Origin of the sequence: Pseudomonas sp. ZY71, from assembly GCF_036542145.1 — a bacterium.
Classification (GTDB): Bacteria; Pseudomonadota; Gammaproteobacteria; order Pseudomonadales; family Pseudomonadaceae; genus Aquipseudomonas; species Aquipseudomonas koreensis_A.
This window is the reverse complement of record NZ_CP144274.1, coordinates 3,998,350-4,015,569: the sequence shown is the minus strand read 5'-3', so window position 1 is coordinate 4,015,569 and position 17,220 is coordinate 3,998,350. Positions and strand designations below refer to the sequence as shown.

Sequence of the window (17,220 nt, the reverse complement as noted above, 5' to 3'; positions counted from 1 at the left end):
GCCTCATGTACAAAGATTTGAAGTTTCCGGTGTTGATCGTCCATCGCGATATCAAGGCCGACACGGTCGCCGGTGACCGTATCCGTGGCATCGCCCGGGAGTTGGAGCAGGAAGGGTTCAATATCGTTTCGGCCATCGACTACACCGAAGGGCGGTTGGTCGCGTCGACCCACCATGGCCTCGCGTGCATGCTGATTGCCGCCGAGGACGCCAGTACGAACTCGCATCTGTTGCAGAACATGGCCGAACTGATCGGGCTGGCGCGGGTGCGTGCGCCGGATCTGCCGATCTTCGCCCTCGGCGAGCAAGTCACCCTGGAAAATGCCCCGGCCGATGCCATGGCCGAGCTCAATCAACTGCGCGGCATTCTCTATCTGTTCGAAGACACCGTGCCGTTCCTCGCCCGGCAAGTGGCGCGGGCGGCGCGCAAGTATCTGGATGGCTTGCTGCCGCCGTTTTTCAAGGCACTGGTGCAGCACACCGCCGATTCCAATTATTCCTGGCACACCCCCGGTCATGGTGGCGGCGTGGCCTATCACAAGAGTCCGGTGGGGCAGGCGTTTCACCAGTTTTTTGGTGAAAACACCCTGCGTTCGGATTTGTCGGTGTCGGTGCCGGAACTCGGTTCGCTGCTCGACCACACCGGGCCCTTGGCCGAAGCCGAAGAGCGCGCGGCACGCAATTTCGGCGCCGATCACACCTTTTTCGTGATCAATGGCACCTCGACCGCCAACAAGATTGTTTGGCATTCGATGGTCGCGCGCGACGATCTGGTACTGGTCGATCGCAACTGCCACAAGTCGGTGTTGCACGCGATCATCATGACCGGCGCGATTCCGTTGTACCTGTGCCCGGAGCGTAATGAGCTGGGGATCATCGGGCCGATTCCGCTGAGCGAATTCAGCCGCGAATCGATTCAAGCGAAGATCGATGCCAGCCCGCTGACCAAGGGCCGTGCGCCGAAAGTCAAACTCGCCGTGGTCACCAACTCGACCTACGACGGCCTCTGCTACAACGCCGAGCTCATCAAGCAAAGCCTCGGCAACAGTGTCGAAGTGCTGCATTTCGATGAGGCCTGGTACGCCTATGCGGCGTTTCACGAATTCTTCGCCGGGCGCTACGGCATGGCCACTTCGCGCAGTGACGACAGTCCGCTGGTATTCACTACCCATTCCACGCACAAACTGCTCGCTGCCTTCAGTCAGGCGTCGATGATTCATGTGCAGGACGGCGGCGCGCGGCAACTCGATCGCGATCGTTTCAATGAAGCGTTCATGATGCACATCTCGACCTCGCCGCAGTACAGCATCATCGCCTCGCTGGACGTTGCCTCGGCCATGATGGAAGGCCCGGCCGGGCGTTCGCTCTTACAGGAAACCTTTGATGAAGCGCTGAGCTTCCGCCGCGCGCTGGCCAATCTGCGCCAGCACATCGCCGCTGATGACTGGTGGTTTTCGATCTGGCAGCCACCGGGCGTCGAGGGCATCGACCGCGTACAGACGGAGGACTGGTTGCTGCAACCGAATGCCGACTGGCACGGTTTTGGTGAAGTCAGTGACGATTACGTGTTGCTCGATCCGATCAAGGTCACGCTGGTAATGCCGGGGCTCAATGCCGGTGGCGCGCTCAGCGAGAAGGGCATTCCGGCGACGGTGGTGAGCAAGTTCCTTTGGGAGCGCGGCCTGGTGGTGGAGAAGACCGGGCTGTATTCATTTCTGGTGCTGTTCTCCATGGGCATTACCAAAGGCAAATGGAGCACGCTGCTCACCGAGTTGCTGGAATTCAAGCGCAGCTACGACGCCAACGTGCGCCTCGACACCTGCCTGCCGTGCGTGGCCCAGCAAGACACCGCGCGTTATCGCGGCATGGGCCTGCGCGATCTTTGCGATCAATTGCACGCCTGCTACCGCAGCAATGCCACGGCCAAACACCTCAAGCGCATGTACACCGTGCTACCGGAAATTGCCATGAAACCGGCCTACGCCTACGATCATCTGGTGCGCGGCGAAGTCGAAGCGGTGCCGATCGATGAGCTGGAAGGGCGCATTGCAGCGGTGATGTTGGTGCCGTACCCGCCGGGCATTCCGCTGATCATGCCCGGCGAACGCTTTACCGAGTCGACCCGCTCGATCATTGATTACCTGAAATTTGCTCGCACGTTCGATAGCAGCTTCCCCGGTTTTGTCGCGGATGTGCATGGATTGCAGCACGAAGACGAAGGCAATGGACGGCAATACACCGTCGATTGCGTCAAGGAATGAGGACTTTTCCCAGTATGCAACCGGTCATGAATCCGAAATACCCAGGGCTGTCGGTGCGTGTCGCCGATGAAGGCTTTGCGCCGTATATCTGGGGCAGCGACTTCAGCTTCGAAGTCGCGGCTTATGGCGCGGCCGTGATTGGCCAGCCGGTCGAGCAATGGCGGGTGACGCCGATCGTGCCTTATCGCAAGTGCTACGGCATCGATCCGGAGGAGTTCAGCGCCTTTCACAACGCGCCGGACAGCGCGATTTTCATGGCCTATCTCGACGATGAGCCGGTCGGCCATCTGGTGATCAGTACCAACTGGAACGGTTTTGCGCACATCGATGAGCTGGCGGTGCACGCGCCGGCGCGTCGGCATGGTGTGGCCAAGGCGCTGCTCGATGTCGCGCAGTTCTGGAGCCGCAAGAAAAAACTGCCGGGGATCATGCTCGAAACCCAGAACAACAACCTCGGCGCCTGTCGGTTGTATGAGCGCTGCGGCTACGTGATTGGTGGCGTGGACCAGTTGCGCTATCGCGGCATTGATCCGAACACCGCCGAAGTGGCGCTGTTCTGGTATCGATTGTTCGATAACCCGCTGGAAAACCCGCTCAGCTCGCCAGCATCGCCTCGGCTTGTTCCGTGATGATCGTCAGTAGCGTCTGAATCGCTGATGACGGCGCGGAGTGCTTGAAGGTCAGGGCATAGAGGCTGATCGGCACGGCCGGTGACAGCGGGCAAACATCCAGCCCGGCGGCGCGCGCGCCCAGTGCAGTGAACGGGTCGACGATGGCCAGGCCTTCGCCGGCCTCGACCATGCTGCGCATCATCTGATGGGTTTGCACCCGGGTCTGGATGCTCGGTGCCGGGTGCAGCGCATGGAGTTTGTTTTCCAGCGCCGGGCTCAGTGGGTCCTGGCCTTCGAGGCCGACCATGGCCTGACCGGCCAGATCCTGTAGGGAAATGTATTTCTGTTTGGGTTGCAGCCAGCCGTGGGGCGCGAGCAATTGCAGCTTGCCCTGGGCCAGTGGCCGGCAATCAATGTCGGGGTGTTCAGGATCGTGCAGGCTCAAGCCGAGATCGCTTTCGCGCAATAACAGGCTGCGGACGATGTCGCGGGTCGGCGCACTGAGCAGGCTGCACGGCGCATCGGGCAGACGTCGGCGCAGGGCAGCAAGGCTTTGGGGCAGTAATTGTTGCGCCAGCGGCGGGGTGCCGATGATGCGCAAGGGTGGGGCGAGGTATTGCTTGAGACTGCTGGCCAGCCGTTGCACCGGCTCCAGCGCTTCATAGACATGGGCGATTTCGACCTGCAACGCCCGTGCTTCGGGCGTCGATTGCAGGCGTCCGCGCACGCTGGCGAACAGCATGAACCCCAACTGACTCTCGGCTTCGCGCAAACGCTCTTCGACCTCGGCCACCGGCAACTGCAGCCATTCGGCGGCGGTGCCCAGGTGACCGGTTTGCAAGAGCGCCTGAATCACTTCGATATGACGTAAACGCATGCGTGAAGTCCATGTTCAGCAGGTGGGGTCAGTGGCTGAATCCTACCCCAAGTCTGCGCATATGACTTCTGCTCATAACGGTCGGTTATGAAGCGACCGTTGGCTCGGGTTCGCGAGTCAGGGTGATACCTGACTGGACCAGGAGAAACTCGTTCTCGCTGACCTTGTTGACGCGATCGCCAATCGCCAGTTTGTAAATCGGCTCCGAGCCAGTGGAACCGTCTGCCGACGGGTTGGATTCCTGGAACTCATGCACGGAATAAACGCGGCCTTCCGCATCTCTTGCATGGAACTGACCGACGAGTACTGCTGCCATCTGCTTAGAACCTCTGGAGATAAAACGCTTGATTTGCGGCTTGGTAGACCGCCATCAAGGCCTGTAAGTTTTCCTACAGGAAAAAAATAATCAGCACCCGGGAATTTGCCAACGTGTGCTGGTGGAATCGTCACCGAATCATCTATAACTACTGGCTCCTCCCACGGACCATCGAGAGTCTTCCATGAGCAATGTCTACAACGTCGCTGTAGTGGTCGGTAGCCTGCGCAAAGCATCGATCAACCGCAAGGTCGCCCTGGCACTGGCAGAGCTGGCCCCGGCCAACCTCAAGCTTGAGATTGTCGAAATTGGCGATCTGCCACTTTATAACGAAGACATCGACGGTGATTCACCGCCGGCAGCCTACAGCACTTTCAGGCAAAAAGTGGCGTCATCCGACGCGGTGCTGTTTGTTACGCCCGAGTACAACCGTTCGGTGCCGGCGCCGCTGAAGAATGCCATCGACGTCGGTTCGCGGCCTTATGGCAAGGCTGTCTGGAGTGGCAAACCGGGGGCAGTGATCAGTGTATCGCCCGGTGCCATTGGTGGTTTCGGCGCGAATCAGCATCTGCGCCAGTCGTTCGTGTTTCTCAATGTGCCGTGCATGCAGCAGCCGGAAGCGTATCTGGGCGGGGCGGGTTCGGCGTTTGATGAGGCCGGCAAGTTGAGTGAAACGGTGAAACCTTTTCTGCAGAGTTTTATCAATGCCTACGGACAATTTGTAGAACAACACAAGAAGTAACCTGTACACGGAACAATGTAGGCCTTCGCCTGCTCGCGATAGCGGTGTGTCAGTCGACCAATTGGTAACTGACAGTCCGCTATCGCGAGCAGGCGAAGGCCTACAGGTTTTGTGTTGGCTTCATAACCCCATTTCAATTTAAGGCTGTTGCGGATGCTCGCTGCGTCACTGATTTTCCTGCTGACCATCACCCTTGTGATCTGGCAACCCAAAGGCCTCGGCGTCGGCTGGAGTGCGACGCTTGGCGCCGTGCTGGCGCTGATCTTCGGCGTTGTGCACCTGAGCGATATCCCGCTGGTGTGGCAGATCATCTGGAATGCCACCGGCACTTTCGTCGCGCTGATCATCATCAGTCTGTTGCTCGACGAAGCCGGTTTCTTCAACTGGGCGGCGCTGCATGTGGCGCGCTGGGGACGCGGTAGTGGGCGCAAGCTGTTTGCCTTCATGGTGCTGCTCGGCGCGTTGGTGTCGGCGCTGTTCGCCAATGACGGCGCGGCGCTGATCCTCACTCCAATCGTGATTTCGATGTTGCTGGCGCTGCGCTTTTCCCCGGCGGCGACGCTGGCCTTCGTCATGGGCGCGGGGTTTATCGCGGACACCGCGAGCCTGCCGCTGGTGGTGTCGAACCTGGTCAACATCGTCTCGGCGGACTTCTTTCACATCGGCTTCAACCGCTATGCAGCGGTGATGGTGCCGGTGAACTTCGTCAGCGTCGCGGCGACGCTGGGCATGCTGCTGTGGTTTTTCCGTCGCGACATTCCAGCGGCGTACGACCCTGAGCAACTCGAACATCCGGAAACCGCGATCCACGACAAAGCCACGTTTTATGCCGGCTGGGCGGTGTTGGTGATTCTGCTGATCGGTTGCTTTGCGCTGGAGCCGCTGGGCATTCCGATCAGTGCGATTTCCGCCGTGTGCGCCGCGCTGTTGCTGGGCATCGCCGCCCGCGGGCACAAGATTTCCACGCGCAAGGTGATGAAAGAAGCGCCGTGGCAGATCGTGATTTTCTCGTTGGGCATGTACCTAGTGGTGTATGGCTTGCGTAATGCCGGGCTGACCGGGTATCTGGCCGGTTGGCTGGATGTCTTCGCCGGTCATGGTGTCTGGGGCGCGGCCATGGGCACCGGGGTGCTGACGGCGTTGCTGTCGTCGATCATGAACAACTTGCCGACGGTGTTGATTGGTTTGTTGTCGATCGATGCGAGCCAGGCGAGTGGGGTGGTCAAGGAAGCGATGATTTATGCCAATGTGATTGGCAGCGATCTGGGGCCAAAGATTACCCCGATTGGCAGTCTGGCCACGTTGTTGTGGCTGCATGTGCTGGAGCGCAAGGGGATTCACATTGGCTGGGGGTATTACTTCCGGGTCGGGATTGTGTTGACGGTGCCGGTGTTGTTGGTGACGTTGGCGGCTTTGGCTTTGCGGCTTTCCCTTTAGACCGAGGTGACCCTATCGCGAGCAGGCTCACTCCTACAGGGGAATGTGTTGCCTCTCCCAATATTTGAAATGCGGTCCAAATGTGGGAGCGAGCCTGCTCGCGAAGAGGCCGGGTCAGGCACTGAAATTTTCAGGCCTGGCCGGGGACATTCGGCCAAAGATCCGAGACCAGAAACAACCGCTCAGCCTCTTCCCATTCCCCCTGCGCATTCTCGATCAGGCGCACCATCAACTGCGCCGGGGCCAGCGGTTCCAGATCCTCCAGCCACATCCGTAAATGCTCCAAAGTCCAGGTCTGATCAGCCGGGTAATGCGCCGGTGCCAGCCAGGCATGCCGGGGCAGGGGTTGCCAGCGTCCGGCCGGGCGTTGCGCGACAAACGCCGGCCAATCCTTCTGATGCAACCAGCTCCCGCGCAGATGCTGCGGATGCGCACCGTTCGGTGATTCAGCCTGCCCGGGCCACGGGTACAGCAAATAACCACCGAGCCACAGCTGCGCGCTGAACACCTCGATATCCAGCGCCGCCAGCACTTCGCGGCTTTCCGGGCGCGCCGAGATCGGCAGTTGATGTTCGGCCAGATGCGCCAGTTTGCGATCGAGCCGATCATGGCAACCAGGCCCCAGCCACTGCGCCGCATTACGGCCGTCGCCATTCTGCGGGCCGAGGTAGAGCTTGATCGCCAGTTCGAGGTGATGCACACCGTCGCGGTCACGCAACAACATGTCCAGTTCACCGAGAGTGTGGCCCTCGCGACGGATCGGCAGATTGGCGGCAATCAGTTCAATGCCCGGCGCATGCTCCACGGCAAACTGCCACAGACGCTCGTAATACAGGCCCAGCCGCCGTGTGCGCGCCTGCGACAACCAATGCAGCAAGCCATAACTGTCGCGGTCGAGCTGGCGCAGCCAGTGTTCCAGTCGCTCTGGATCGTGCACCCAATCGCTGCCCGCCAGCGGATGGCGCTGCGGCCACGGCGTAGTAGCAAGCATCGGCGGGGCGAGGATCACCCACGCCAGATCACGCACTTCCGGGTGGCGTAATTGGTGGGGCAACTGCAGCAAGTCGGGAAATAGGATCATCTTGCGAGCATAGCCTTAAACACGAGCACACCCTTGAGGCTGAAAGGATTTTGTCTAACCGGCGCTTTCGCCCATAATCGGGTTTTTCGCGTTTTCGATTGTCCGCAGAGGTCCCATGGAGCAATTTCGTAATATCGGCATCATCGGTCGCCTGGGCAGTTCCCAGGTGCTGGATACCGTCCGCCGACTGAAACGGTTTCTGCTCGATCGTCACCTGCATGTGATCCTCGAAGACACCATCGCCGAAGTGCTGCCGGGCCACGGCCTGCAAACCTCGTCGCGCAAGATGCTCGGCGAAGTCTGCGACATGGTCATCGTCGTCGGCGGTGACGGCAGCCTGCTCGGCGCCGCTCGGGCGCTGGCCAAACACAATATTCCGGTGCTCGGTATCAACCGTGGCAGCCTGGGTTTTCTCACCGATATTCGCCCGGACGAACTGGAAGTCGAAGTCGCCAAGGTGCTCGACGGCCACTATCTGGTGGAAAACCGCTTCCTGCTGCAAGCCGAAGTGCGCCGCCATGCCGAGGCCATCGGTCAGGGCGATGCGCTCAACGACGTGGTGCTGCACCCGGGCAAATCGACGCGGATGATCGAGTTCGAGCTGTACATCGACGGCCAGTTCGTCTGCAGCCAGAAGGCCGACGGCCTGATCGTCGCCACACCGACCGGCTCCACCGCGTACGCGTTGTCTGCCGGCGGGCCGATCATGCATCCCAAGCTCGATGCCATTGTGATCGTGCCGATGTACCCCCATATGTTGTCGAGCCGGCCAATTGTGGTCGATGGCAACAGTGAGCTGAAAATCGTCGTGTCGAAAAACATGCAGATTTACCCGCAAGTCTCCTGTGACGGGCAGAACCATTTCACCTGCGCGCCGGGCGACACCATCACCGTCAGCAAAAAAGCGCAGAAGCTGCGGCTGATCCACCCGCTCGACCATAACTACTACGAAGTCTGCCGCACCAAGCTCGGCTGGGGCAGCAAGCTGGGCGGTGGAGGCGACTGATGCTCGATCCCGCGCGCAGTTATGACCTGATTGGTGACGTGCACGGATGCGCCCTGACCCTCGAACACTTGCTGGACCGTCTCGGTTATCACAAACAGGGCGGGGTCTGGCGGCATCCATCGCGCATGGCCGTGTTCGTCGGCGACATCATCGACCGTGGCCCGCGCATTCGCGAGGCGCTGCACATCGTCCACGACATGGTCGAGGCCGGTCAGGCCTTGTGCATCATGGGCAACCACGAGTTCAACGCACTGGGCTGGAGCACCCCAGCGCTACCGGGCAGCGGCAAGCAGTTCGTCCGCGAACACACGCCGCGCCACGCACGTCTGCTGCACGAAACCCTGACCCAGTTCGAAGACCATCCCGGCGACTGGCACGATTTCCAGCGCTGGTTCTATGAGCTGCCGTTGTTTGTCGACGCCGGGCGTTTCCGCGTCGTCCACGCCTGCTGGGATGCTGGCCTGATCGAACCGCTGCGCGCGCTGTTCCCCAACGGTTGCATCGATGAACACTTCCTGCAGGCCTCGGCGGTGCCGGACAGTTTCGCTTGCACCGTGTTCGACCGTCTGTTGCGCGGCACCGATATGCGCCTGCCGGATGGTCTGACCATGACCAGCGGCGATGGTCTGGTGCGTTCGTTCTTCCGCACCAAGTTCTGGGAAGACGATCCGAAGACCTACGGCGATATCGTTTTCCAGCCGGATGCACTGCCAGACCCGGTGGCGCAGAAGCCGCTGACCTCCAGCGAAAAAAACAACCTGCTGCGCTACGGCGTCGACGAGCCGTTGCTGTTCGTCGGCCACTATTGGCGCAGCGGCAAACCGGCGCCGATCCGCCCGAATCTCGCGTGTCTGGATTACAGCGCGGTGCTCTACGGCAAACTGGTCGCCTATCGTCTGGATCAGGAAACCCGTCTGGATCCGCATAAATTTGTCTGGGTCGATGTCGAGCGGCCGGAGGTGCTGCAATGAGTGCGGTAGCGGTATTGCGTCTGCCGTTGGCGGTGGACTTGAGCGGTTTCGTCAAACTGCTGCAACGCATGCAGGTCCCGCATCGGGTCAGCGAAGAGGCCGGCGAACAGGTGCTGTGGGCACCGGCGGAAATCAGCGACGACGTGCGCTCGCTGTACGAGCGCTTCCCGGCGGGTGATCCCGATCAGCAAATGGACATTCCCGTCGCGCCAACCTTCAAGCGGCCGAGCTTCGCCGAGCAACTGAAATACGCCAAGGCCACCGGGTTCATCCTGTTGCTGTGCCTGATCGTTGGCGGGCTGACCTACCTCGGTGAGAACCTGCAAACGCTGCGCTGGCTGACCTTCCTCGATTTTCAGGTAGTCGGCGAATACATCCATTTCACGTCGTTGGCCGATAGCCTCGCGGCGGGGCAGTGGTGGCGGCTGGTCACGCCGATGCTGATCCACTTCGGCATCCTCCACCTGGCCATGAACGGCATGTGGTACTGGGAGCTGGGCCGGCGTATCGAGTCGCGTCAGGGCAGCATCAACCTGATCGGCCTGACGCTGCTGTTCAGCCTCGTTTCCAACTACGCACAGTTTGTCTGGAGCGGCGCGACCTTGTTTGGCGGTCTGTCCGGCGTACTTTACGGTTTGCTCGGGCATTGCTGGATTTTCCAGCTGCTGGCGCCGAACCCGGCCTATCGCCTGCCGCGCGGCGTGCTGGTGATGATGCTGGTGTGGTTGCTAGTGTGCATGTCCGGGCTGATCTCGATGATCGGTTTCGGCGAAATCGCCAACGCCGCCCATGTCGGCGGGTTACTCATCGGATGCTTCACCGGTTTGTTGGGTGGTTTGTATAACCGCCGTAAACTGGCCGTCTGAAATTTTTCTGTAGATTAAGAGCACGGAGACCCTGATGTCCTCTTTTAACGACATGATCAACAACATTACCCCGGACATCTACGAGAGTCTGAAACTGGCCGTGGAAATCGGCAAATGGTCGGACGGTGGCAAGCTCACCGCCGAACAGCGCGAACTGTCGCTGCAGGCGATGATCGCCTGGGAAATCCAGAACCTGCCTGAAGACCAGCGCACCGGTTACATGGGCCCGCAGGAATGTGCATCGAAGTCGATCGAAGTGCCGAACATCCTGTTCAAGTCGGATGCCATCCATTGATCGAGATTGGCCGCGGTGCAATCAGCAAAATGTCGGCGCGTCTGGACGGGCCGAATGTGCAATACGCGTTTCGTCTGGATGACGTCGAGGTGCCGGTCAACCCGTTGATCGGCACCACGGTGCGTCTGGAATACCTGGGGGCGATCCATTGCACCCATTGTGGGCGTAAAACCAAGACCAGTTTCAGTCAGGGCTACTGCTACCCGTGCATGACCAAACTGGCGCAGTGCGACCTGTGCATCATGAGCCCGGAGCGCTGCCACTATGACGCCGGCACGTGCCGCGATCCTGCGTGGGGCGAGCAGTTCTGCATGACCGATCATGTGGTTTACCTGTCCAACTCGTCTGGCATCAAGGTTGGCATCACCCGTGCAACGCAACTGCCGACCCGCTGGATCGATCAGGGCGCGTGTCAGGCCTTGCCGATCATGCGCGTTTCGACGCGGCAGCAGTCGGGCTTCGTTGAAGATTTGTTCCGCAGCCAAGTGGCCGACAAAACCAACTGGCGTGCATTGCTCAAGGGCGATGCGGCAGCGGTGGATCTGGCGCAGGTGCGTGACCAGTTATTTGAAAGCTGCGCCGAAGGCCTGCAAGGTTTGCAGGAGCGATTCGGCCTACAGGCAATTCAGACCATTGCCGATGTCGAACCGCTGGAAATCCGCTATCCGGTCGAGCAATACCCGGCCAAAATCGTCAGCTTCAACCTGGACAAGAACCCGATTGCCGAAGGCACGTTGTTGGGCATCAAAGGCCAGTACCTGATCTTCGATACCGGCGTGATCAATATTCGCAAGTACACGGCTTATCAGCTCGCCGTGCATCAATAAGGACTCCAGCATGCGCACCGAACAACCGAAGATGATTTACCTCAAGGACTATCAGGCGCCCGAGTACCTGATCGACGAAACACACCTGACCTTCGAGTTGTTCGAGGATCACAGCCTGGTGCACGCGCAGTTGGTCATGCGCCGCAACCCGGCGCGTGGCCCGGGCCTGCCGCCGCTGGTACTCGATGGCCAGCAGCTGGAATTGCTCTCGGTGACGCTGGCCGATCAAGAACTGTCTGACGGCGATTACCAGGTCACCGAAAACCATCTGACTCTGCAGCCGACCAGCGAAACCTTCACCGTCGACACCAGCGTCAAGATCCACCCGGAAACCAACACCGCGCTGGAAGGCCTGTACAAATCCGGCACGATGTTCTGCACCCAGTGCGAGGCCGAAGGCTTCCGCAAGATCACCTATTACCTCGACCGCCCGGACGTGATGAGCAAGTTCACCACCACCGTGGTCGCCGAGCAGCACAGCTATCCGGTATTGCTCTCCAACGGCAATCCGATTGCCAGTGGCCCGGGCGAAGACGGCCGGCACTGGGCAACCTGGGAAGACCCGTTCATGAAACCGGCGTACCTGTTCGCGCTGGTGGCCGGTGACTTGTGGTGCGTCGAAGACACCTTCACCACCATGACCAACCGCAACGTCGCGCTGCGCATTTACGTCGAGCCGGAAAACATCGACAAGTGCCAGCACGCGATGACCAGCCTGAAGAAGTCGATGCGCTGGGACGAAGAGGTTTACGGTCGCGAGTACGATCTGGACATCTTCATGATCGTCGCCGTCAACGACTTCAACATGGGCGCGATGGAGAACAAAGGCCTCAACATCTTCAACTCCAGCGCCGTACTGGCCCGCGCCGAAACCGCCACCGACGCCGCGCATCAGCGCGTTGAAGCGATCGTCGCTCACGAATATTTCCACAACTGGTCGGGCAACCGCGTGACCTGCCGTGACTGGTTCCAGCTGTCGCTGAAAGAAGGCTTCACCGTGTTCCGTGATTCCGGCTTCTCTGCCGACATGAACTCGGCCACGGTCAAGCGCATTCAGGATGTGGCGTACCTGCGTACCCACCAGTTCGCCGAAGACGCCGGCCCGATGGCTCATGCCGTGCGCCCGGACAGCTTCATCGAGATCTCCAACTTCTACACCCTGACCGTTTATGAGAAGGGTTCGGAAGTGGTCGGCATGATCCATACCTTGCTCGGCGCCGAAGGCTTCCGTAAGGGCAGCGATCTGTACTTTGAACGTCATGACGGCCAAGCCGTGACGTGCGACGACTTCATCAAGGCGATGGAAGATGCCAACGGCGTCGACCTGACCCAGTTCAAGCGCTGGTACAGCCAGGCCGGCACGCCGCGTCTGGCAGTGAGCGAGTCTTACGACGCTGCGGCGAAAACCTACAGCCTGACCTTCCGCCAGAGCTGCCCGGAAACCCCGGACAAAGTTGAAAAACTGCCGTTCGTGATTCCGGTCGAGTTGGGCCTGCTCGACAGCAAGGGCAACGAAATTGCCTTGCGTCTGAGCGGTGAAGCGTCGGCGCAAGGCACCACTCGCGTGATCTCGGTGACTGAAGCCGAGCAGACCTTCACTTTCGTTGACATCGCTGAACAGCCGCTGCCATCGCTGCTGCGCGGTTTCTCGGCACCGGTGAAACTGAGCTTCCCGTACAACCGCGATCAATTGATGTTCCTGATGCAGCACGACAGCGACGGCTTCAACCGCTGGGATGCCGGTCAACAACTGTCGGTGCAGGTGCTGCAAGAACTGATTGGCCAACAGCAGAAGGGCGAAAGCCTGAAGCTCGATCCGCGTTTGGTTTCAGCGTTGCGCACGGTGCTGTCGGATGAGTCGCTGGACCAGGCGATGGTCGCCGAAATGCTGTCGTTGCCGGGTGAGGCGTACCTCACTGAAATCAGCGAAGTGGCGGATGTCGATGCGATCCATATCGCCCGTGAGTTCGCTCGTCAGCAACTGGCGGAAGGTTTGTTCGAGGCATTGTGGCTGCGTTATCAGGCCAACCGTGATCTGTCGAAGAAAACCCCGTACGTCGCCGAAGCCGAGCACTTTGCCCGCCGCGCGCTGCAGAACATTGCGCTGTCGTACCTGATGCTCAGCGGCAAGCCGGAAGTCCTGGCGGCGGCGCTGGAGCAGTTCGAAAGCGCCGACAACATGACCGAACGCCTGACCGCGCTGGCCGTGTTGGTCAACTCGCCGTTCGAAGAGCAGAAAGCCTTGGCGCTGGCCAGTTTCGCCGAGCACTTCAAGGACAATCCTCTGGTCATGGATCAGTGGTTCAGCGTACAGGCCGGCAGTACTTTGCCAGGAGGTCTGGAGCGCGTGAAAGCGTTGATGCAGCATCCGGCGTTCAACATCAAGAACCCGAACAAGGTGCGTGCGCTGGTCGGCGCGTTTGCCGGGCAGAACCTGATCAACTTCCACGCGGCGGACGGTTCCGGTTATCGCTTCCTCGCGGATCTGGTGATCGAGCTGAACGGCTTTAACCCGCAGATTGCTTCTCGCCAACTGGCGCCGCTGACTCGCTGGCGCAAATATGACGATGCGCGTCAGGCCTTGATGAAAGGCGAGCTTGAGCGGATTCGGGCGTCGGGGCGGTTGTCGAGTGATGTGTATGAAGTGGTGAGCAAAAGTCTGGCTTGATGGTGTGTTGGAGTCGGTGTTCCAGCTGTGGACCGGCCCTCACCCTAACCCTCTCCCAGTGGGAGAGGGGACTGACCGAGGTGCCTTTGCGCTATACGCCGACCTGAATGACCGAGTCGAACTCAGGTTTTGAACGGCCCCCGATCTGCTCCCTTTCCCCCTCGCCCCTGGGGGAGAGGGCTGGGGTGAGGGGGTAGGATTTATGCATCAACACAACTCCCCAAGCCGTACGCATAAAAAAACGCCGCATTAATCAATGCGGCGTTTTTATTGACTAAAAATTACTTCAGGTCAAAACGGTCCAGGTTGGTGACCTTCGTCCACGCCGCAACAAAGTCCTTAACAAACTGCTCCTTGGCATCCGAACTGGCATACACCTCAGCCAACGCCCTTAATTGCGCATTGGAACCAAACACCAGATCAACCCGCGTCGCCGTCCACTTCACGCTGCCGGTTTTACGGTCGCGTCCTTCGAACTCATCCGCATCCCGTGACGTTGGCTTCCACTCCACCCCCATGTCCAGCAGGTTGGTGAAGAAGTCATTGGTCAGCGCTTCAGTTTGCGAGGTGAACACACCATGCCGGGTCTGCCCGACATTGGTGTTCAACACCCGCAAGCCACCGAGCAACACGGTCATTTCCGGCGCGGTGAGGGTCAGCAGTTGTGCCTTGTCGATCAGCAGCGCCTCGGCCGAAACGGTGTATTTGCCTTTGCTGTAGTTGCGGAAACCATCGGCAATCGGCTCAAGGAAACCAAACGAGTCGACATCGGTTTGCTCTTGGCTGGCGTCCGTACGCCCCGGATTGAACGGCACGGAGACGGAGTGCCCGGCGTTTTTCGCTGCTTGCTCAATCCCGGCATTCCCCGCCAATACGATCAGGTCTGCCAGCGAGACTTTCTTGCCCGCGCCGCCGCCATTGAACTCGCTCTGAATGCTCTCAAGGGTTTGCAGCACTTTGGCCAGTTGCTCAGGCTGGTTGGCCTGCCAGAACTTCTGCGGCGCCAGACGCAAACGACCACCGTTGGCACCGCCACGCTTGTCTGAACCGCGGAACGTCGAGAGTGCCGCCCAGGCGGTGGAGACCAGTTGCGACACCGACAGGCCCGAGGCAAGTACTTTGCTTTTCAGCGCAGCCGCGTCGCTGTCGTCGATCAGCGGATGAGTGACATCCGGAATCGGATCCTGCCACAGCAGTTCTTCGCTCGGCAGTTCCGGGCCGAGGTAGCGCGACAGTGGGCCCATGTCGCGGTGGATCAGTTTGTACCAGGCGCGGGCAAAGGCGTCGGCCAGTTGATCCGGGTTGGCGAGGAAGCGCCGCGAGATCTGCTCGTAGGCCGGGTCGAAACGCAACGCCAGGTCGGAGGTGAGCATAGTCGGCGAAAGCTTTTTGCTCGGATCATGGGCGTGGGGAACGGTGCCGGCACCGGCGCCGTTTTTCGGAATCCACTGGTGGGCACCGGCCGGGCTTTTGCTCAACTCCCACTCGAAACCGAAGAGGTTTTCCAGGTAGTTGTTGCTCCACTTTGTCGGCGTGGTGGTCCAAGTCACTTCGAGGCCGCTGGTGATGGTATCGCCACCCTTGCCGGTGCCGAACGCGTTGCGCCAGCCGAGGCCCTGTTCTTCGAGGCCGGCCGCTTCCGGTTCTGGCCCGACGTTATCGGCAGGGCCGGCGCCGTGGGTTTTACCGAAGGCGTGACCGCCGGCGATCAACGCCACGGTTTCTTCATCGTTCATGGCCATGCGGCCAAAGGTTTCGCGGATGTCATGGGCCGACGCGACCGGATCAGGATTGCCTTCAGGCCCTTCGGGGTTTACGTAAATCAGGCCCATCTGCACCGCAGCCAACGGGTTTTCCAGATTGCGTTCGCCCTGATCGGTGCGGCTCTCTTCTTTGCCATGCAGATCCGGCTCGGCGACCAGCGTGCCGTCACCGGGCTCCTGCATGGCGGACTTGTCTTTGCCGTAACGGCTGTCGCCACCGAGCCACTCGTGCTCGGAACCCCAATAGACATCTTCATCCGGTTCCCAAACATCGGGACGACCACCGGAGAAACCGAAGGTCTTGAAGCCCATGGACTCCAGCGCAACGTTCCCGGTGAGAACGATCAGGTCGGCCCAGGAAATATTGCGGCCATATTTCTGTTTGATCGGCCACAGCAGGCGGCGGGCCTTGTCGAGGCTGACGTTGTCCGGCCAGCTGTTCAGCGGCGCAAAACGTTGCTGGCCGGAGCCGGCGCCACCACGGCCATCGGCGGTGCGATAAGTGCCAGCGCTGTGCCAGGCCATGCGGATGAAGAGGGGGCCGTAGTGGCCGAAGTCGGCCGGCCACCAGTCCTGGGAGTCGGTCATTAGCGCATTGAGGTCTTGTTTCAGGGCTTGAAAGTCGAGGCTCTTGAAGGCTTTGGCGTAGTCGAAATCCTTGCCCAGCGGGTCGGACTTGGGCGAATGCTGGCTGAGAATTTTCAGGTTGAGTTGATTCGGCCACCAGTCACGGTTCGTCGTACCACCACCGGCGGCGTGGTTGAACGGGCATTTCGATTCGTTTGCCATGTTCGGGTCCTTATCAGGTCTGCTACGGCCGGCTCGTGCCGACTTCGGACTAGTAAGGCTAGACCCGACTTGGAGAGTCAGCTAATAGGCCGACTATTGGGTGCTGATAGGTAAAGTCTTTCAGAATCCTATGGTCTTAATAACCAGTTTTTTATTCCCTAATACTCAAAAAGACTGTCATTTATGACAGTTGTTGTCGCCTCGGAGTTGGCTTAAGTTGAGGTTGCAAGATTAATTGTATCTTGCTTTAAATTCGAATATTGGAAGGGTGGTGAGTTATGCATACAATTAATGATTTGAGGATTGATGGGGATCTACATGGGGACTTTGAAGCTTTCGTTGATGGAAAAATGTTTTACTCTGACGCTGGCTATTATAAAGAGTGGCCAGGACACTTTTTTATTGGCGGGACAAGTAACGAGAACTTCGTGATTTTTTCGGTCCCAACCTCTTTAGTTGGTGATGGTCCTCATGATGTGGAACTTTACGATTCACCTGGAATGGTAAAATGGGAAGTAGGCATCAATAGTGAAAGAAGCGACGTAAAAGCTGGTTCGACGACCGTTACATTTGCAAATGATCGAAATAATGCGAAAGGAACGTTTGATTTTGTTTTGGAGAACGGTAAGAAAGTTACAGGAGCTTATCTTCTGTTTATGCGCTGAGGTGCTGCGGGGCCTAAAAGCCCCGCTTTTTTTAAGGTGTGGGTT

At 59.4% G+C, this 17,220-nt stretch carries 15 protein-coding genes; 11 read left to right on the top strand and 4 right to left on the bottom strand.

Annotation, left to right across the window (positions count from 1 at the left end):
- Nucleotides 1–5 precede the first annotated feature (5 nt).
- A complete protein-coding gene (locus tag VY732_RS17695) occupies nt 6–2,261 on the top strand; it encodes an Orn/Lys/Arg decarboxylase N-terminal domain-containing protein (protein ID WP_331691329.1) in 2,256 nt (751 codons plus the stop codon).
- Between the two features lie 14 nt (nt 2,262–2,275).
- Complete coding sequence (locus tag VY732_RS17690; RefSeq protein WP_077572390.1) at nt 2,276–2,890, top strand: GNAT family N-acetyltransferase; 615 nt, start codon at nt 2,276–2,278, stop codon at nt 2,888–2,890.
- On the opposite strand, the gene VY732_RS17685 is transcribed toward VY732_RS17690, so the two are convergent.
- Together VY732_RS17685 and VY732_RS17680 are read right to left on the bottom strand one after the other, a co-directional pair.
- Complete coding sequence (locus VY732_RS17685) at nt 2,856–3,749, bottom strand: LysR family transcriptional regulator (RefSeq protein WP_331691328.1); 894 nt, start codon at nt 3,747–3,749, stop codon at nt 2,856–2,858. The two genes, VY732_RS17690 and VY732_RS17685, sit on opposite strands and share 35 nt — an antisense overlap.
- 85 nt (nt 3,750–3,834) lie before the next feature.
- On the bottom strand, nt 3,835–4,065 hold the full coding sequence (locus tag VY732_RS17680) for a hypothetical protein (protein ID WP_007910567.1): 231 nt from the start codon (nt 4,063–4,065) through the stop codon (nt 3,835–3,837).
- A 184-nt stretch (nt 4,066–4,249) separates the two neighbouring features.
- Between VY732_RS17680 and VY732_RS17675 the strand changes: the two genes are divergently transcribed.
- Nucleotides 4,250–4,807, top strand: coding sequence for an NADPH-dependent FMN reductase (locus VY732_RS17675; protein ID WP_077572393.1), 558 nt, complete (start codon nt 4,250–4,252; stop codon nt 4,805–4,807).
- A gap of 153 nt (nt 4,808–4,960) precedes the next feature.
- Nucleotides 4,961–6,244: an arsenic transporter gene (locus VY732_RS17670; protein WP_016987132.1), complete on the top strand. Its 1,284-nt coding sequence runs from the start codon at nt 4,961–4,963 to the stop codon at nt 6,242–6,244.
- Between the two features lie 130 nt (nt 6,245–6,374).
- On the opposite strand, the gene VY732_RS17665 is transcribed toward VY732_RS17670, so the two are convergent.
- Nucleotides 6,375–7,325: a DUF1853 family protein gene (locus VY732_RS17665; protein WP_212621693.1), complete on the bottom strand. Its 951-nt coding sequence runs from the start codon at nt 7,323–7,325 to the stop codon at nt 6,375–6,377.
- Nucleotides 7,326–7,440: 115 nt separating this feature from the next.
- On the opposite strand from VY732_RS17665, the gene VY732_RS17660 reads away from it, so the two are divergent.
- From VY732_RS17660 to pepN, 6 genes are read left to right on the top strand one after another with little or no spacing between them, the layout of a single operon-like run.
- The gene (locus VY732_RS17660; RefSeq protein ID WP_003224174.1) at nt 7,441–8,331 is read left to right on the top strand and encodes an NAD(+) kinase; all 891 of its coding nucleotides are present in this window, start codon (nt 7,441–7,443) and stop codon (nt 8,329–8,331) included.
- Nucleotides 8,331–9,302, top strand: coding sequence for a metallophosphoesterase (locus tag VY732_RS17655; protein WP_007919225.1), 972 nt, complete (start codon nt 8,331–8,333; stop codon nt 9,300–9,302). Before VY732_RS17660 ends, VY732_RS17655 begins: the two co-directional genes overlap by 1 nt.
- Nucleotides 9,299–10,168, top strand: a complete 870-nt coding sequence (locus VY732_RS17650; RefSeq protein ID WP_331691327.1) for a rhomboid family intramembrane serine protease — start codon at nt 9,299–9,301, stop codon at nt 10,166–10,168. The genes VY732_RS17655 and VY732_RS17650 overlap by 4 nt, the downstream gene beginning before the upstream one ends.
- A gap of 34 nt (nt 10,169–10,202) precedes the next feature.
- The gene (locus VY732_RS17645; protein ID WP_007919229.1) at nt 10,203–10,463 is read left to right on the top strand and encodes a YeaC family protein; all 261 of its coding nucleotides are present in this window, start codon (nt 10,203–10,205) and stop codon (nt 10,461–10,463) included.
- Nucleotides 10,460–11,290: a DUF2797 domain-containing protein gene (locus VY732_RS17640; protein WP_007919231.1), complete on the top strand. Its 831-nt coding sequence runs from the start codon at nt 10,460–10,462 to the stop codon at nt 11,288–11,290. The genes VY732_RS17645 and VY732_RS17640 overlap by 4 nt, the downstream gene beginning before the upstream one ends.
- Before the next feature lie 10 nt (nt 11,291–11,300).
- Nucleotides 11,301–13,958 (top strand): aminopeptidase N, encoded by a 2,658-nt coding sequence (gene pepN, locus VY732_RS17635; protein ID WP_331691326.1) that lies wholly within the window; start codon nt 11,301–11,303, stop codon nt 13,956–13,958.
- 281 nt (nt 13,959–14,239) lie between these two features.
- Here the strand turns inward: pepN and katG are convergent, their stop codons facing one another.
- Complete coding sequence (katG, locus tag VY732_RS17630; protein ID WP_331691325.1) at nt 14,240–16,510, bottom strand: catalase/peroxidase HPI; 2,271 nt, start codon at nt 16,508–16,510, stop codon at nt 14,240–14,242.
- 278 nt (nt 16,511–16,788) lie between these two features.
- On the opposite strand from katG, the gene VY732_RS17625 reads away from it, so the two are divergent.
- On the top strand, nt 16,789–17,175 hold the full coding sequence (locus tag VY732_RS17625) for a hypothetical protein (protein WP_077572408.1): 387 nt from the start codon (nt 16,789–16,791) through the stop codon (nt 17,173–17,175).
- Nucleotides 17,176–17,220: the final 45 nt, after the last annotated feature.

Bases quoted from the DNA above. Each gene is read 5' to 3' on its own strand.
- VY732_RS17695 (WP_331691329.1), top strand. From the start codon at position 6: ATGTACAAAGATTTGAAGTTTCCGGTGTTGATCGTCCATCGCGATATC.
- VY732_RS17690 (WP_077572390.1), top strand. From the start codon at position 2,276: ATGCAACCGGTCATGAATCCGAAATACCCAGGGCTGTCGGTGCGTGTC.
- VY732_RS17685 (WP_331691328.1), bottom strand. From the start codon at position 3,749: ATGCGTTTACGTCATATCGAAGTGATTCAGGCGCTCTTGCAAACCGGT.
- VY732_RS17680 (WP_007910567.1), bottom strand. From the start codon at position 4,065: ATGGCAGCAGTACTCGTCGGTCAGTTCCATGCAAGAGATGCGGAAGGC.
- VY732_RS17675 (WP_077572393.1), top strand. From the start codon at position 4,250: ATGAGCAATGTCTACAACGTCGCTGTAGTGGTCGGTAGCCTGCGCAAA.
- VY732_RS17670 (WP_016987132.1), top strand. From the start codon at position 4,961: ATGCTCGCTGCGTCACTGATTTTCCTGCTGACCATCACCCTTGTGATC.
- VY732_RS17665 (WP_212621693.1), bottom strand. From the start codon at position 7,325: ATGATCCTATTTCCCGACTTGCTGCAGTTGCCCCACCAATTACGCCAC.
- VY732_RS17660 (WP_003224174.1), top strand. From the start codon at position 7,441: ATGGAGCAATTTCGTAATATCGGCATCATCGGTCGCCTGGGCAGTTCC.
- VY732_RS17655 (WP_007919225.1), top strand. From the start codon at position 8,331: ATGCTCGATCCCGCGCGCAGTTATGACCTGATTGGTGACGTGCACGGA.
- VY732_RS17650 (WP_331691327.1), top strand. From the start codon at position 9,299: ATGAGTGCGGTAGCGGTATTGCGTCTGCCGTTGGCGGTGGACTTGAGC.
- VY732_RS17645 (WP_007919229.1), top strand. From the start codon at position 10,203: ATGTCCTCTTTTAACGACATGATCAACAACATTACCCCGGACATCTAC.
- pepN (WP_331691326.1), top strand. From the start codon at position 11,301: ATGCGCACCGAACAACCGAAGATGATTTACCTCAAGGACTATCAGGCG.
- katG (WP_331691325.1), bottom strand. From the start codon at position 16,510: ATGGCAAACGAATCGAAATGCCCGTTCAACCACGCCGCCGGTGGTGGT.
- VY732_RS17625 (WP_077572408.1), top strand. From the start codon at position 16,789: ATGCATACAATTAATGATTTGAGGATTGATGGGGATCTACATGGGGAC.